This is a genomic window from Porticoccaceae bacterium LTM1 (genome assembly GCA_030252795.1).
Classification (GTDB): Bacteria; Pseudomonadota; Gammaproteobacteria; order Pseudomonadales; family Porticoccaceae; genus SCSIO-12696.
The window spans coordinates 2,725,124-2,741,096 of sequence record CP127080.1 but is presented as its reverse complement, the minus strand read 5'-3'; the positions used below and the strand labels follow the sequence as shown (position 1 = coordinate 2,741,096).

Here is a 15,973-nt window from a genome sequence, read left to right as displayed (position 1 = left end):
TTAATCAAAAAAAGTTGTGTATTTTGGTTCTTTGAGTAGAGTGCAGGCCATCCCGAATCAAGAACAATAGCTATAGAGGATCAACACATGAAAGCGCTGCACCGGATTGCAGGATTTTTGCCCTACATGGCAGTGGTATTCCTGAATGCCTTTGTGGACCTGGGTCACAAGATCATGGTCCAGAATACCGTTTTTAAAATCTACGATGGCACAGAACAGGTTGTACTGACTGCCATCGTCAATGCGCTGATTCTGTTACCTTTTATCCTATTAATGACACCAGCCGGCTTTCTGTCAGATAAATATGACAAGCCAAAAGTGCTTAGGTATTCAGCAGCCGCAGCCATTGCGATCACTTTACTGATTACCCTCTGTTACTACATGGGCTGGTTCTGGCCCGCTTTCTGTCTGACCTTTTTATTGGCCGTGCAGAGCGCCCTCTACTCGCCGGCAAAATATGGCTACATAAAAGAGTTGGTGGGTAAGGATTTGTTGGGGCGTGCCAATGGTGGCGTTCAGGCTATGACAACCATCGCAATTCTGGCTGGTATCTTTTTCTTTTCCGTCCTTTTTGAAAATCGACTGGCAGATCAGGCATTCAGAAGTGAAAGCGAGATCCTCACTTTGATTGCTCCATTGGGTTGGGTGCTGGTGGCGTTGTCAGTTGCAGAGTTCTTGTTCTGCTATCGACTGCCCTCCACATCGCAAACCAACCGGGAAATGCACTTTGATATGGCGGAGTATCGCAGTGGAAAAGCGCTAAAAGAAACCATCCACGCAATTAGTCACCGCAAAATTATCTGGCGCTCCATTATTGGACTGACCATGTTCTGGGGTATTGGCCAAGTCTTGCTCGCGGCATTCCCCGCTTTTGCCAAAGCGGAAATGGGTATCGACAACACAGTGCTGGTGCAGGGGGCGCTCGCCTGTTCAGGCATCGGCATTATGCTCGGCTCATTAATCGCCGGACGAGCTTCACGCGCCTATATCGAAACCGGCACACTGCCGATTGGTGCCGCCTTGATGGCAGCAACCCTGGCATTGATTCCCTCGCTGCAAACCATTACCGGTGCAATGGTCAACTTCGTGATCCTGGGCATTGGTGGGGGCTTTATTGCGGTACCGCTAAACGCGCTGATCCAGTTTCACGCTGGCAAGAATGAACTTGGCAAAATCCTCGCAGGGAATAATTGGGTTCAGAATATCGGTATGTTGGGGGTGTTGATTCTTACAGCCGTCATTTCTGCGGTGGGAGCTGGCACCAAAACCCTGTTTATTCTGGTGGCGATGCTGGCCTGTGGTGGTGCAGTGTGGACGTTGTTGAAATTACCCCAGGCGTTTGCCCGTTATGTGGCAGCACTGATTATAGGTCGCCGCTACAAACTCAATGTTCAGGGGCTCCACAATCTGCCGGGACAGGGAGGGGTATTGCTGCTGGGCAATCACATCAGCTGGATTGATTGGGCGATTGTTCAGATTGCCTCGCCAAGGCCGGTGCGATTTGTGATGTATAAGGATTTTTACCAGCGCTGGTACCTGAAGTGGTTCCTGGATCTGATGGGGGCTATTCCTATCGGTGGCCGCAGCACCAAAACCGCGATGAAAACCATTAACGAATTGTTGAAGCAGGGCGAAGTGGTATGTCTGTTCCCGGAAGGGGTGATCAGCCGCACCGGAAATCTGGCGGAATTCCAGCGTGGTTTTGAAACCGCAGCAGCAGATACCGGTGCGGAAATTGTGCCCTTTTATCTGCGCGGTTTGTGGGGCAGCCGTTTTTCCCGCTCCAGCGATCGCCTTGGCAGTTCAACGAGCCGCGGCTTGGTGCGCGACATTGTTGTCGCGTTTGGGGAACCGTTGCCGGACAGCACCACGGCAGAACAGTTAAAGAGCAAGATATTTGAACTGTCCACCCACTCATGGGACACCTACACCCAGGGGCTCCCGACCCTGCCGGAAGCATGGATTGATACCGTAAAACGCAATGGTTCGGAAATGTCGGCTGCGGACTCCATTGGGGCCAGCCTTTCCAACTACCGCATGTTGGCTGCGGCAATTGCATTTTCCCGCAAGATGGAAATTCAGGCTAAAGAGCAAAATGTCGGTTTTTTATTGCCCGGCGCCAGCGGTTCAGCCATCGCTAATATGGCGGCATTGTTGCGGGGCAAAACACTGGTCAATATCAACTTTACGGCTTCAGTGGACGCGCAACAGTCAGCTTTGAAAAAGGCCCGGGTAAGGACTGTTTATACATCGAAAAAATTTGTCGAAAAGCTGCGCGGTAAGGGCATTGATGTAGATGCGGTATTGCAAGGTATGCAGGTGATTTATCTGGAGGAATTACGGGCCTCCATACACAAGCGAACCTTTGTTACCTGGCTGGTAGCCGTGCGCTTGCTCCCGGCGTGGCTTCTGAAAATACTGGTTACAGTTCGCACCACAATAGACTCACCTGCAGCGATTCTGTTTTCCAGTGGCAGTGAAGGAGTTCCCAAAGGGGTAGTTCTGAGCCACCGCAATGTCATGACCAACGTCAAACAGATGAGCGAAGTGCTGAACATGGAAGATGGGGATGTGATGATGGGAACGTTGCCACCATTTCACGCTTTTGGTTTGTCCGTTACCCAGTTCATGCCACTGATTGAAGGGATTCCAGTGGTATTTCACCCGGACCCGACTGATGCAGTAAATATCGGCAAAGCAATCGCTCGCTACCGCGCCACCATTCTGTGCGCAACAGCGACCTTTCTGAGGCTTTATACCCGCAATACCAAGGTTCAGCCTTTAATGCTGGAATCATTGAGGCTGGTTGTTGCTGGCGCGGAGAAACTTTCTCCGGATGTGCGTGAAGCATTCAAACTGAAATTCAACAAAGAGATTTACGAAGGCTATGGTGCCACCGAGACCTCGCCGGTTGCCAGCGTCAATGTCCCGGACAGGTTGGATCCCAATGACTTTAAAGTCCAGCTGGGCAGCAAGATTGGTACGGTGGGCCTGCCACTGCCAGGTACCAGTTTTCGAATTGTCGATCCAGACACATTACAGGAGCTGCCGACAGAGGAGGCTGGGCTTGTATTGGTGGGGGGGAGCCAGGTAATGAGCTGCTACCTGAATGACGAAGAAAAGACCTGCGAAGCCATATTGGAACAGGATGGAATTCGTTGGTACAAAACCGGCGATAAAGGGTATGTGGATCGTGATGGATTTCTCACCATCGTCGATCGTTTCTCGCGTTTTGCCAAACTGGGCGGTGAAATGGTCAGTCTTGGAGCCGTAGAGCAAACAGTGCGCGATGTGATGCAAATGCCGGAATTGGAAGTGGCTGCGGTCAATCTGCCAGATGCCAAAAAGGGCGAGAAAGTGGTGTTGCTACTGGCTGATGGTACTTCGCCGGAGGCCATTCGTGATGCGCTTCTGTCCGCCAAGTGTAATAACCTGATGATTCCATCAGAAATTTATCCGGTTACTGAAATTCCCAAGCTGGGCAGTGGTAAAACGGATTTCTGCGCTGTTAAGAAGTTGGCTTTGGAGCTGGTGAATTAATTTTATTCGAGTGATTGACGGTTAGTTCGTTACTGAAATGGCCGTCAACACTGTTATATAGATAACATTTTTCTTTAATACTGCCTTTCTATAATGCTGTTTCGCCAAAACAATTGGCAATTATCAACTACACTGAGAATGGTAAAGTTTTCAGCAACAAAGAAAGGCAAGGTATGTCACAGGTAACAGGCACGGTTAAGTGGTTTAACGACGAAAAAGGTTTTGGTTTCATAGCGCAGGAAGGTGGCCCGGATGTTTTTGTTCACTTCAGCGCTATTAGCGGCAGCGGTCGACGCTCGCTTGCCGAAGGCCAGAAGGTCACTATGGATGTGGTGCAGGGCCAAAAAGGGCCGCAAGCGGAAAATGTGAATCCGGTTGCCTGATCTGGCGACTGTATAAATCATTTGTTGCGCACATCGCCCTGCAGGCTGTTTTAGTCTGCGGGGTTAGCGTGTGCGAAAATTGAGCCTGGCCCAATAGTGACGCCTCAGGAATCCAGATTTGAACTGCCGACCCAATTGTGGCGCCTGCTGTATTGCGCCATCAATCAATCACCCGTTGCCGGGCATGCCTAAAGGTAAGCCTGCCGGTGTTATTTGTGTGAATCTCGATGCCGATACTCGCCAGTGCAAAATCTGGGATACCGAGCAGTACCCGGATACCTGTCGTCACTTTTTGCCAGCAGAGTATGTGTGTGGTGAGTCTCGCGAAGAGGCGATTAGATTGATAGGGCAGCTGGAGGAGGCCACCCGTTAACAGGTTGTTGAAACTGGTTGATCAGCCGTTTTTCTTGCTCAATGCAGCAAACACAGTGGTAAAAGCCGGCTCCAGAAACTTTTTCAGCCCGGTTTCGGCAAAGTCGATAAACAGTGGGGTGTGCTTCAGCTGTTCATTGATCTGGGTGTTGGTGAGTAGCGTCACAGTCAGCCCATCAATCAACTGAATGGCTGCTTCCAGCTTAAAACCCACTGCGCCGCCGGCAAATTTACCTTTCTGGGGGCGCGAGCGAATGGCAACCTGGGTGATGCCGTAATCTTTCATCAGTTTACTGAAGGTGCGCTGGAACGCCTGAATCTGGCTTTGATCATCCGCATTGTTAACTTGCAAGCGCTGCTGGCGCAGATCCGGAACGGTGAACAGTTCGCCGCTTTTTACCAGCGGGCAAATCAGCACTTCGTTGTTCTTGATTTCGACACCACAGGCTTTGATTTCAGTAGCCATTAGATTTCCTTCAGACAAAATAAAACAGGCCCTGAATGGTATCAGAGCCTGTACATTCCAGCTAACGAATACTGGTTTTAGATGTTAGCTTTCAGAAGCTCTACTTCAAAAATCAGTGTGGAGCCAGCTGGCAGGTGTGGACCCATGGCGCGGTCACCGTAAGCCAGGTCAGCCGGGATAAAGAAACGCCACTTGGAGCCTTCCGGCATCAGCTGCAGGCCTTCGGTCCAGCCGGCGATAACCTGGGTTACACCAAAGCTGGCTGGCTGGCCACGTTTGATGGAGCTGTCAAACTCGTTACCGTTGATCAGGGTGCCCGCGTAGTGAACTTCCACGGTGCTGTCACGCCCAGGCTTGTCGCCCGTGCCTTCGGTGATGATTTCGTATTGCAGGCCACTCTCAAGTACTACAACCTCGTCGCGCTGGGCGTTTTCAGCCAGGAACGCTTCACCGGCTTTGCGGTTTTCTTCACCAGCAGCGGCGGCGGCTTCTGCAGCGCGTTGCTGCTTGGCCTGTTGCTGTTCCATCAGTGCGGTCATGGCGGCGTTGATCTCTTCGCCGGAAAGTTGTGGCTCTGCACCGTTGAGGGTGTCGCAGATTGCAGCACTCAAAGCAGCGGCGTCCAATTCCAGCTCCTGGGACTGCAGTTGACGGCCAATGTCGGTGCCGATGGCGTAGCTGATTTTCTCGATCTGTGTTTCAAATGCCATGGGGCACCTCATATTGTTTGATAACTTTTTGCCGCCAATTCAACGGCATGAACAGCCTATATGGGGGCTAAAAAGACAACTTCAACCGGTGATTGCGGTAACGGGCCAGACGTGGCAATCTTGGCGACTTTGGAGGGGCGCTAACAACATAGACAATGAACGCGCCGTGGTAATGATGTATCAGGAAGTAGAATTATGAGTAACAATTCCGAGAGCAAAACCAACCTGTACGATATGGATGAGGGTGTGAAACCGGCGACAGCTCCAGAGCAGCCCGGCAAGCCAACCTTGAACTTTCCAAAGTTACTGGACCTGTGCGGCGGTGTACTGAGTCAGGCATTCTTCAAACTGCCCAAGGAGAAATCCAAAGAGCTGTTTCAGCAGATGAAAAAAGGTGAAAAGCCCCAGTTGGGTGAAGTCACCCTGGGTGAAAAGATCAAGCTGAAGCTTAAAATTGCCCTGGATCACCGTGAGTTTGTAGGCCCGGGATTCAACTTTGATGTGTTTCGTCCGGCGTTGGGCAGTCTACTGGAGCGTATTGCCAGTACTCTGAAGTTGAAAGCAGACCTGAACCTGCGCACCAATAACAGTGGTGGTGTGCTGGTCGGCTTTGCCGGTGGATACTCTGTAAACAACCAGCTCAATACCATCATGATGGCGATTGATATGGGAACTCCGGGTGAAGTGACGGTAAGACTGTTTTACGTTGACCCGAAACAGTTTGAAGACCGAATGTAATCGGTCAGTATCGAGAATTAAAAGGGGAGCCAATGGCTCCCCTTTTTACTGTCAGCTGCCACTTAATATCAGCTGATAGTAAGTGGCAGTTGACGCAGTCGTTTGCCGGTGGCGGCAAATACTGCATTGGCTACCGCCGGTGCAATGGGTGGCAGTCCGGGCTCGCCAATACCACCGATGCTTTCGCCGTTATTGATAATGGCGACCTCAATGTCGGGGCAATGAGACATTCGCACAACCTGGTAGTCGTGGAAATTGGACTGCTGTACCTTGCCACCCTTAAAGGTGATCTCACCAAACAGCGCTGCACTCAATCCGTAGATAATGGCGCTTTCCATTTGTGCCCGAACATTGAGAGGGTTTACTGCAAAGCCACAATCTACGGCACACCAGACCTTGTTCACGGCAATGTCAGTACCCTTAACAGTCACTTCCGCTACCTCGGCAACGATACTGCCAAAAGAGGCGTGAATCGCCACGCCCAATCCGGTATTTTCCGGTCTCTTGCGATCCCAGTCCGACATCTCTTTCACCTTGTCCAGCAGCGCCAGCATTCTGGGCTCGGTGGCGAGTAGGCTGCGACGGTAACTGAATGGATCAATGCCGGCTGTCTGTGCCGCTTCATCCAGAGCGGATTCAACGACAAACGCCTGAAATGAGTTATTCACCGAGCGCCACCAGTGGGTCTGTACCGGCGCTTGTTGGGGTTTTGTATCAAACAGGGTATTGGGTACAGAGTAGGCAATACTGCCAACGCCACCACCCTGACCGGCGGCAATGCTTTCAAAGGCGTTTAAGTTGCCGTTGTCATCCAGTGCCAGACGGGTTTTATGGGTCATCATAGGCCGGTAGAAGCCGCCTTGAATATCATCTTCCCTGGTCCACAGTGTTTTGACTGGCCATGGCTCGCTTTTGGCAACATGGGCGGCTTCCTTAACAAAGTCGGAAGCTCCGCGACGACCAAAGCCGCCCCCCAAAAATGCCAGGTTGAGGGTTATCTTATCCGGGCTGTGGCCCAGAATCTGTGCGGCCTTGGTTTGGTCGGCGGTGGGCAGTTGGCTGCCAACCCAAATTTCTGCGCTGTCGCCCTTGTCGTGGATTGTGCAGTTAAGTGGCTCCATCGGCGCGTGGGCCAGGTAAGGAACCTCATAGACCATTTCCAGTACCTGGCTGGCGTTTGCTATAGCAGTTGCCGGGTCGCCAGTTCTGCGGGCGCGGCTGCCGGGTTGCTGGGCTTCACTGCGATAGGTTTCTTGCAGGTCCTCGGTAGATTGATCGGCCCAGTCGTTTATATCCCACTCCAACTTCAAGGCGTCGCGGCCCTTTTTGGCTTGCCAGAAGCTGGTGGCAATAACCGCGACACCGGAGGGAATGGTTTTGATTTTCACAACGCCTTTTACATTCTTGGCTGCGTTGTCATCTACGGATTTCAGCGTAGCGCCAAACACTGGTGCCCGTGCAACCACCGCATAGTGCATACCGGGCAGTTGGGCATCAATGCCGAAGTTGGCTTTGCCGGTGACCTTCTCTTTGGCTTCGGTGCGTTTAACGTCTTTACCCAGCAGCTTAAAATCTGCCGGTGCCTTCAATGGTGCATCACCGGGTATTGGCAATGTGGCGGCTGTTGTCAGTAAGTCGCCATATGGGAGACGTTTGCCATTGACGGGGTTGATCACATGGCTGGTTTCGGTGCGCAGCGAATCCGCTGGTACATTCCATTCTTTGGCGGCGGCTGCAATTAAAAGGGCGCGGGCGTTAGCACCGGCCTGGCGTACCGACATAAAACCTCTGGAGATACTGCTGGAGCCTGCAGTGCCGATAAATCGAAAGTCACTGTTGGGCAGCGATACCTGTTCGACCTTAATGGCCTGCCAATCGGCGTCTAGCTCTTCTGCCAGCAACATCGGTATGGCGGTGTGTGAACCCTGGCCCATTTCCGATTTGTTGGTGATCAGGGTGATGCGGTTATCAGCTGAGATACGAATGTAGGCATTGACCTCAAACTCACCTTTGGTTTGCTCATCGTTTTGCTGCGCTTGGGCCTTGCTGCTGAGATGAAAGCCCAGGGTTAACAGTGCGCCACCGGCTGTGGAGCCTTTCAAAAATCCGCGACGTGAAATATCCATTACTTCACCTCCCGTGCCAGCTCGGCGGCACGGTGAATCGCTTTTTTGATGCGCGGATAGCTGCCACAACGGCAGATGTTGCCCATCATGGCGTCATCGATATCTTTGTCAGTAGGGGCGGCGTTGTAGGCGAGTAGTGCAGTGGCGGACATAATCTGCCCGGACTGGCAGTAACCGCATTGGGCGACATCCTCTTCGATCCAGGCTTGTTGAACAGGAGTCAGCCCATTCTCGGAAACACCTTCAATGGTGGTAATGGATTGTCCTGCGACTGCGGAAACTGGTGTTATGCAGGAACGAATTGCGCTGCCGTTGAGGTGAACCGTACAGGCACCGCATTGAGCCATACCACAACCGAATTTGGTGCCGGTAAGCCCCAGGGAGTCTCTGATTACCCACAATAACGGCGTATCAGGCTCGTCCGCGACCTGAACCGGCTTACCATTGATGGTCAATTCAATTGCCATGATCTACCCCTGAAATTATTAGTGTCAGGGGTCAATACTAGGAGCAGGGTCGATTTGAAACCAGCTTGTAAATGTAAAAAACCGTAAAGGTGGCGTTACCCTTCCTGTCCGCGCAGGTGCTCCAGCAGTTTTGAGCGCAGTGCTTTGGGCAGCTTTTTGAGGGTAAGCACATCATTTTCATGATCATACTCAATACTGTTACCGATGCAGTCGGCATTAAAGCTGATGCTTATTTCCGGGTCGCGGCCACTTAAGCGCAGATACTGTTTAAGGCGGCCCCGGTGCGGAATAATCTCTTTTTTCGGCGGCTGCTTCTCAGCTCTCTCCTCAAAGCTTTTGCTCTCTTCGTAGGCCTTTTCAATAAACTCGACAAATTCCTGGGGCTTTTCTTCGTTGAGTGCCTTGGAAAGTTTTTCAAATACCACCGGTTCCGCGTTTTTATCCTGCTCAATGCAATAATCCACTACTTTGTGGCGGGTTTCCTGAGCCTTTTCTTCTGGTAGTGTCTTGCTGTAGGAGTCCACTGCGTCCAGGAATTGGCTGGTGTCGGCAATCAGGTCAATCTGTGGGTCGTCGTAAGCCACCAGATTGAAAAACGCGTCGGTCAATGCCTTCTCACCACGCAGCCGCAGCAGGGACAGATAGTTGCTGCCGCCGGCCTGCCACTCACACAGGTTTACCCGTGCACCCAGCATCAGGCTGCCAATATTCCAGGTGCTTTTGATCGAAAGGTCGCCATCGATATAGAGCGCCTCGTCGTGATCGACCATGAACAGGTAGATGTAGTCCGCTTCTGCCAGTTTCTCCTGAAACATCAGTAAGTGCGCGTCTACCACTGCGTCGTCTTTCTCCAGTTCCAGCTTGAACTGCTTTACGACCTGTTGGGTAAAGCCGGCAAAAGTCAGCCCTTCGTCGCTGTACTTTTTCAGCAGGCCCGGAAACGGGTAGTTGCCCAGGTCATTATTGAATAGCCCCCACAACTTGCCAGTGCGGTTGCAGTAAGTGCGCTTCAGCTCCCGCAGCAGCTCTTCCACCTTGCCATCCATTGGCAACTCGTCGTCGCGCTGGGCAAACTTGGCTTCGCTGGTGGGGGTGGGGCGCAGGGCGTGGTGGGCAATAACGTGGGTAATCGGCATTGTTCTTATCAGGTCGCGATGAATGAACCGGGATTATAACGCCTGAAATATGACTCACATACAACGGTAATAGTATTGGTGTGACTAGAAGGAGTTTCGCAGATTCTAGGACACTCGAATGACGCGTCATTTTACTCCACGCAATGACGAATTATCCCCACCCGTCGTTACGAGAGTAACGAAGTAATCCAGGGTCTTTATTAACACCAACAGGCTAAAAACCGGTATGACCTACAGTCAGCAAAAGAAGCTCGCCATCGCCCTCTGCCTAATAGGGCTGTTGTTCTGCCAGCATCTGGCAGCACGCGAAGTCATCGACTTTAACCGTGACTGGAGTTTCTCTTGCATAGACCTCTACGGCGACGAATACAACGAAGAGGTCAATCTTCCCCACAGCTGGAATGGCGCAGAGTCCTGGGATGCCGACCGCGGCAAAGTACGCAGTATTGTTTACCGCCGTGGTCTCGGCACTTACCGTAAGTGGCATACCATTCCCGAAGGCTATCGTGGTAAGCGCCTGTTCCTGCGTTTTGAAGCCGCTAACTTTGTCGCCGATCTAAACGTTAATGGTAAACATGTAGGTCAGCACCGCGGTGGCTACAGTGCCTTTGTATTTGAGGTCACCGACTATGTGGTTTTTGGCGCTGAAAACCAGTTTGAAGTGCAAGTGGACAACAGCGCAAACCCTGACATTATGCCCCTGCAAGGGGACTACAACCTTTACGGCGGGTTGGTGAGACCGGTACAACTGCTGGTCACTGAGCAGATAAATATCACCCCGCTGGATTTCGGTGGCCCCGGAGTTTACCTGCAGCAAAAGTTGGTGGAGGACTCAAAAGCCGAAGTGGAACTGATCACCAAGCTCGATAATGGCAGTGCCACAAATCGCGAGTTAACTATTTCTGCCGCAGTTATTGATCGCTTTGACCGTGTCGTTGCCACCGGATCCAAATCTACAAAACTGGCAGCGGGCCTGACAGGTAGTGTTGAACTACCCATTACAATCGCCAACCCCGTCTTGTGGCAAGGCAGGGAAAACCCTTACCTCTACCTGGTAGTAATATCCCTGTTCGAAGGCAGCCAATTGCTTGATCGGATTACACAGCCACTAGGGCTGCGTTCTATAGCTGTTGACCCCGATAAGGGCCTGCTTCTGAATGGTATGCCCCTCAAGTTAAATGGCGTAGCACTGCACGAAGACTGGCCCGGTGTGGCCGTGGCGCTTACTCGTCAACAGCGTGAGCGGGACTTTCAATTAATTCACGAGATCGGTGCCAATGCGGTGCGACTTGCCCACTATCCTCACGGCAATCACAGTCTGGAGCTAAGTGACAAACTTGGTATTGTCGCCTGGAGCGAAATTCCATTTGTCGGATTCCCCATCGGCCCAGTGGGTGGATACAGTGATAGCGAGGAGTTTCGCCAGGTAGGTCGCCAGCAATTGATTGAAATGATTCGCCAGCGCTACAACCATCCGTCGGTTTTATTTTGGGGCCTCTACAACGAACTGCCCAACAGCCATCGTGCCAAGTACAGCGACAGCAGAAATGACTTTGTCCGCGAGCTGCAGCGTTTGGCCAAACAGGAAGACCCCGATCGTTATACCGTCTCGGCGGCCTTTGTGGAAAGTGTCAAAGAACCACTGAATCAAATAACCGACCTGCAATTCTGGAATCGCTACCACGGTTGGTACTACGGCTCTGTTAATTCCCTCGGTCCCTGGCTGGATCGAACCCACAAAAAACTACCTGAGCGCCCAATCGGCATCAGTGAATATGGCGCCGGGGCCAGCGTCAACCAGCACCGTGAAGGGCTGGATAAGCCCTATGCTGTCGGTGGCGCCCACCATGAAGAAAATTGGCAGGCCTACCTGCACGAACATAACTGGCGCGATATCAGCGTGCGGGATTACCTGGTGGGCAGCTTTGTGTGGAGTATGTTCGACTTTACCTCCACTGGCCGTCAGGAAGGCGACAGTGCAGGGCTCAATAACAAAGGATTGGTCAGCTATGATCGCAAAGTTAAGAAGGACGCCTTCTATTTTTATAAGGCAAACTGGAGTGACGAGCTATTTGTGTACATCACTGACCGTCGCAACCTGAATCGCAGCAATAAAAAAATAGAAGTAAAAGTCTATTCCAATTTGCCAGAAGTGGAACTGATGGTTAACGGAATATCCCTCGGCAGCCACCACGGTGAGCAGGGCGTTTTTATCTGGGAAAAAGTCGAATTGCAATCAGAAAACAACGCAGTAAAAGCAATCGCACGTGGCCCACATCATCAGCGTGAAGACGGGGTAATCTGGAATTACGACCGCAAGGCAGTTTACACAAATATGCTCGGCCCCATCATTGCCGAGCGTTACACCGTATTCTGGATGGGTGCGTTTATCCTCTGGCTGCTCTACCTGCTCGCCCACAAAACCAAGCTCCATACACTGGGTCATATCGCCGCCCGCACCAGTTTGTGGGGGTTGGGGGCATGTTATGTGCTTTATCTTGTGTTAACGGTGGTGCTTAAGTATTACGGGCTGCTGGGATTGATTAATTAGAGGTTGCGAGTGATTAAAGATGGAACTATAGCTAGTATTCCTTATGTATTTTTCAATTCGAAATGATAAGCGAATTTAGGAGAACGGTATGAAATTGTCAGATATTATCCAAAATGGTTGGAATTTATTGGGTATTGGTGATTTTGACGCTCTGGTGAAGGACTATGCCGATAACATGATCTTCATTATGCCTGGGCAGGATAATATTCTTGAAGGTAAGGGGCCATTTAGAGAAGCTCTAAGTTCCCTTGGTCAAATATTGCCGCCGGGATTCGAGATTACTGGTCTTCGTAATCTGGAAGGCGAAAATGAAGTTGTGTCGATTCTGGAGTGGAAGTCGGACAAGGTTTCAAGTTCCCAGTTGTCTGTACTTTTTAAATTTGAAGATAATAAAATTTATGAGGAACGTTGGTTCATAGATACTGAGCAATGGAAAAATGCGTTTTAAAATCCAGATTATGTAAGTTGGACAAGATGGTTGTTGAGCTTGGAACTCTAATAATACGGAGGATTACTCGTGAGCGAACAGCGGCAGGGCCTTGCCCGCCCCATCCCCCAAGAAGCATTTGACTGGTACGACCAATACGCCCACGGCCTGATGGACCGGCGAACATTTTTAGGCCGTTTAGCCGGCCTGACGGCGCTGGGTTTTACCATGACGTCGCTGACCTCCGCCCTGTTGCCCAATTATGCTCTCGCCGAGCAGGTGTCATTTAACGATCCCGATATCAAAGCCAGCTATCAGAAATTTAAGTCTCCCAAGGGGCATGGCGAGTGTCAGGGCTATCTGGTGCTGCCTCGCAATTTGTTGGGTAAAGCCGCTACTGTACTGGTGGTGCATGAAAATCGCGGTTTGAACCCATACATCAAGGATGTGGCCCGCCGTTTGGCCAAGCAGGGTTTTATTGCCTTTGCGCCTGATGGCCTGTATCCGCTGGGTGGTTACCCCGGCAATGACGACGAAGGAAGGGCAATGCAGCGCAGTATGGATCGCGCCAAACTGGAAGAGGACTTTATTGCCGCAGCGCTATTTATCAAGAGCCACATCCAGGGTAATGGCAAGCTCGGTGCAGTTGGTTTCTGTTTTGGAGGCTATATCGTTAATATGCTGGCAGCTACTATTCCGGACCAGCTAGATGCAGGTGTGCCTTTTTACGGAACTCCAGCGGCAGAGGAGCTCAGAAAGAAAGTAAAGGGTCCTTTGATGTTACAGTTTGCCGGTAACGACCAAAGGGTAAATGCTACCTGGCCGGACTACGAGAAGGTATTAAAGGAAAATAGTGTTGAATATATTGATCACTGGTATAAGGATGTAAATCACGGTTTTCATAATGATTCTACCGGGCGTTATTCTGAAAAAGAGGCGGAACTTGCCTGGACTCGAACATTGGATTTTTTCAGGAAATATCTAATGGTTGAGTAAAATTCAATTCGATGGTTACTGTTTAATTACAAATGATAAAGGACGAAATTTCGTGAAATGGCATTCCACACTGCTACTATTGCTCACAGCCGGATTGGCATTCTCTTATTTTAATGGCTTCACCCCTTTGTTAATTTCTCTTCTATTTGTTCTGGTCAGTGGGGTGGCTTTTTTTGCCTATCGAAAAGATAAGAGAGCTGCACAGGACGGTCTTTGGCGAATACCTGAAAACAATCTTCATTTGTTGGGGTTGGGTTTTGGTTGGCCAGGCGCACTCCTTGCTCAGCAGAGATTTCGTCATAAGACCAAGAAGCTGAGTTTTCAAATCGTATTTTGGCTGACAGTCGTGGTTAATTTGAGTGCGATAGTATGGCTTCACACCGATCGCGGGCATCTATTTGTAAGGAAAAGCTGTTTTCAGATTGAAAATCTGGGTTTTGAATACATCAACTCACGTACAGGTATGGATATTCTGTTCTTTTTTACTCATCTCAGAGGCTGAAATGCCTGAGAGCAACCTATAGCAAATGCAGTAACAGTGTGGTTTGGTTCAAAATTTGAAGCTCTGCATCCAATGTTGAAGGATTTGCACAGGACTGGTGGTTGCCTTGAGGGAATGGTAAAACTGGAGGTTAGTAAAGTGTCTTATTATTTAATGTATATGGTGAAATATGCCCTGGTGTAAAATTCCGCTCCAAATCATCGCAATCTTTCACATTGTTGCAGGTATAGCCCTGCCATTTTTAAATCAAATCCCCGCTGTATCCGATTCCTTTGTGGCCAGTTTTTTTCCTGGCATGGTGCTTGAGCCGGAAGTGGCGAAGCAGGCAGCATTTGTTGTGGCGTTATTTGGTCCTACGGTGGCCAGTTGGGGAGTGCTGTTTTTAACTCTGGTTAACAGCTTTTTTGCCGAACCGAATGGAAATAAATGGTGGGGGCTGGTGCTGGCTGAGTTATTGTGGTTTGTAGGTGATTCCAGTTATGCAACCATGAATGGTGTAGAGGTCGCTCTGCCATACAATTCGGTGGTGCTGGTCGGACTGCTGGTTCCGCTATTATTCGCCCGACGGTTGATTGTGCGATTATAGATTTTCAGTTGCCGGTTCGCTGTTAGTAATGGTACGTATAAATTCACCTAATATTTTAAATTCCTCGGCGCGAGGGCTGCTCTGTCGCCACATTAAGCCAATCGAACGCCATACACAGGCTTCCTCAAAGGGGCGTGTGGCGATATCGGTCCCGGTTAAAATTCCGCTGGCTTGAGCCATCTGTGGCAGCAGTGTCATACCGATGCCGTTAGCTACCATTTGTACGATGGTATTCAGGCTGGTGGCTTTGTAGGGCAGGTTAAAATCACTTTCCCGCAATTGGCACGCCTCTAAAACATGCTCGCGCAAACAGTGGCCATCTTCCAGGAGCAGCAGATCCTGGCCTTTCAGTTGTGAAGTAGAGACGGCTTGCTGATCGCAGAAGTTGTGCCCCTTGGGCAAAGCCAGAGTGAACGGATCGTGAAACAAAAATTCGGTGGTAACACCTTCCGCCGGATAGGGAAGAGCCAGCAGCAACAAGTCCAGTTCGCCGCGAGCCAGTTCAGCAATTAATGGCTCGCTCAAGTTTTCGCGAATATAGAGACGAAAGTCCGGATGCTCCCTGCGCAATGACTGCAGTAATTTGGGCAACAGAAAAGGCGCAATAGTGGGAATAACACCAAGTCGCAGTTGCTGCTGAAAGGGTTTGCTTGAGCGATCACAAGCGGCCATCAAGTCATCTACCAGTCCAAGAATCTGGCAGCCGCGCTGTAAAACCTCTTCGCCAAGTGGCGTCAGCATTACCTGCTTGTTGTTGCGCTCAATCAGGGTCGCGTCGAGCATACGCTCAAGTTCCTGAATACCGGTGCTGAGCGTTGACTGGGAAATATGGCAGCGGGCGGCTGCATGTCCGAAGTGACGTTCTTCGGCCAGTGCACGTAGGTAACGTAGTTGTTTCAGTGTCGGAGCGTGCGTCATCGGAAAACTCGATTGGCTTCTGATTTATATTCTGATTATTAGATGGTAGTGGTGA

General features: G+C 50.6%; 15 protein-coding genes. 9 read left to right on the top strand and 6 right to left on the bottom strand.

Annotated elements, in window-relative coordinates:
- Positions 1-87: 87 nt before the first annotated feature.
- From QP938_11930 to QP938_11920, 3 genes are all read left to right on the top strand, one after another.
- Positions 88-3,540 carry an acyl-[ACP]--phospholipid O-acyltransferase gene (locus tag QP938_11930; GenBank protein ID WIO73996.1) on the top strand — a complete coding sequence of 1,151 codons (3,453 nt, stop codon included), beginning with the start codon at positions 88-90 and terminating at the stop codon, positions 3,538-3,540.
- A gap of 173 nt (positions 3,541-3,713) precedes the next feature.
- Positions 3,714-3,923, top strand: coding sequence for a cold-shock protein (locus QP938_11925; GenBank protein WIO73995.1), 210 nt, complete (start codon positions 3,714-3,716; stop codon positions 3,921-3,923).
- A gap of 118 nt (positions 3,924-4,041) precedes the next feature.
- Entirely contained in the window at positions 4,042-4,296 is a 255-nt protein-coding gene (locus tag QP938_11920) for a YkgJ family cysteine cluster protein (protein ID WIO73994.1), read from the top strand.
- A gap of 21 nt (positions 4,297-4,317) precedes the next feature.
- Here the strand turns inward: QP938_11920 and QP938_11915 are convergent, their stop codons facing one another.
- Positions 4,318-4,761, bottom strand: coding sequence for a DUF3010 family protein (locus tag QP938_11915; GenBank protein WIO73993.1), 444 nt, complete (start codon positions 4,759-4,761; stop codon positions 4,318-4,320).
- A gap of 77 nt (positions 4,762-4,838) precedes the next feature.
- Positions 4,839-5,471, bottom strand: a complete 633-nt coding sequence (locus QP938_11910) for an FKBP-type peptidyl-prolyl cis-trans isomerase (protein WIO73992.1) — start codon at positions 5,469-5,471, stop codon at positions 4,839-4,841.
- A 195-nt stretch (positions 5,472-5,666) separates the two neighbouring features.
- Between QP938_11910 and QP938_11905 the strand changes: the two genes are divergently transcribed.
- Positions 5,667-6,209, top strand: a complete 543-nt coding sequence (locus tag QP938_11905) for a hypothetical protein (GenBank protein ID WIO73991.1) — start codon at positions 5,667-5,669, stop codon at positions 6,207-6,209.
- Between the two features lie 68 nt (positions 6,210-6,277).
- Here the strand turns inward: QP938_11905 and QP938_11900 are convergent, their stop codons facing one another.
- The 3 genes from QP938_11900 to QP938_11890 all read right to left on the bottom strand — a co-directional run bounded on the left by QP938_11900 (position 6,278) and on the right by QP938_11890 (position 9,938).
- Positions 6,278-8,335, bottom strand: coding sequence for a molybdopterin-dependent oxidoreductase (locus QP938_11900; GenBank protein ID WIO73990.1), 2,058 nt, complete (start codon positions 8,333-8,335; stop codon positions 6,278-6,280).
- A complete protein-coding gene (locus QP938_11895; protein WIO73989.1) occupies positions 8,335-8,802 on the bottom strand; it encodes a (2Fe-2S)-binding protein in 468 nt (155 codons plus the stop codon). The genes QP938_11900 and QP938_11895 overlap by 1 nt, the downstream gene beginning before the upstream one ends.
- 95 nt (positions 8,803-8,897) lie before the next feature.
- Entirely contained in the window at positions 8,898-9,938 is a 1,041-nt protein-coding gene (locus QP938_11890) for a nucleoid-associated protein (protein ID WIO73988.1), read from the bottom strand.
- A gap of 226 nt (positions 9,939-10,164) precedes the next feature.
- Between QP938_11890 and QP938_11885 the strand changes: the two genes are divergently transcribed.
- The 5 genes from QP938_11885 (at position 10,165) to QP938_11865 (ending at position 15,000) form a co-directional block, all read left to right on the top strand.
- On the top strand, positions 10,165-12,489 hold the full coding sequence (locus QP938_11885) for a glycoside hydrolase family 2 TIM barrel-domain containing protein (GenBank protein ID WIO73987.1): 2,325 nt from the start codon (positions 10,165-10,167) through the stop codon (positions 12,487-12,489).
- An 88-nt stretch (positions 12,490-12,577) separates the two neighbouring features.
- A complete protein-coding gene (locus QP938_11880) occupies positions 12,578-12,937 on the top strand; it encodes a nuclear transport factor 2 family protein (GenBank protein WIO73986.1) in 360 nt (119 codons plus the stop codon).
- 69 nt (positions 12,938-13,006) lie between these two features.
- Positions 13,007-13,912, top strand: a complete 906-nt coding sequence (locus QP938_11875; protein WIO73985.1) for a dienelactone hydrolase family protein — start codon at positions 13,007-13,009, stop codon at positions 13,910-13,912.
- Positions 13,905-14,414 carry a DUF1294 domain-containing protein gene (locus tag QP938_11870; GenBank protein WIO73984.1) on the top strand — a complete coding sequence of 170 codons (510 nt, stop codon included), beginning with the start codon at positions 13,905-13,907 and terminating at the stop codon, positions 14,412-14,414. Before QP938_11875 ends, QP938_11870 begins: the two co-directional genes overlap by 8 nt.
- 169 nt (positions 14,415-14,583) lie before the next feature.
- The gene (locus QP938_11865) at positions 14,584-15,000 is read left to right on the top strand and encodes a hypothetical protein (protein WIO73983.1); all 417 of its coding nucleotides are present in this window, start codon (positions 14,584-14,586) and stop codon (positions 14,998-15,000) included.
- Here the strand turns inward: QP938_11865 and QP938_11860 are convergent.
- Positions 14,995-15,918 carry a hydrogen peroxide-inducible genes activator gene (locus tag QP938_11860; protein ID WIO73982.1) on the bottom strand — a complete coding sequence of 308 codons (924 nt, stop codon included), beginning with the start codon at positions 15,916-15,918 and terminating at the stop codon, positions 14,995-14,997. The two genes, QP938_11865 and QP938_11860, sit on opposite strands and share 6 nt — an antisense overlap.
- Positions 15,919-15,973 lie beyond the last annotated feature (55 nt).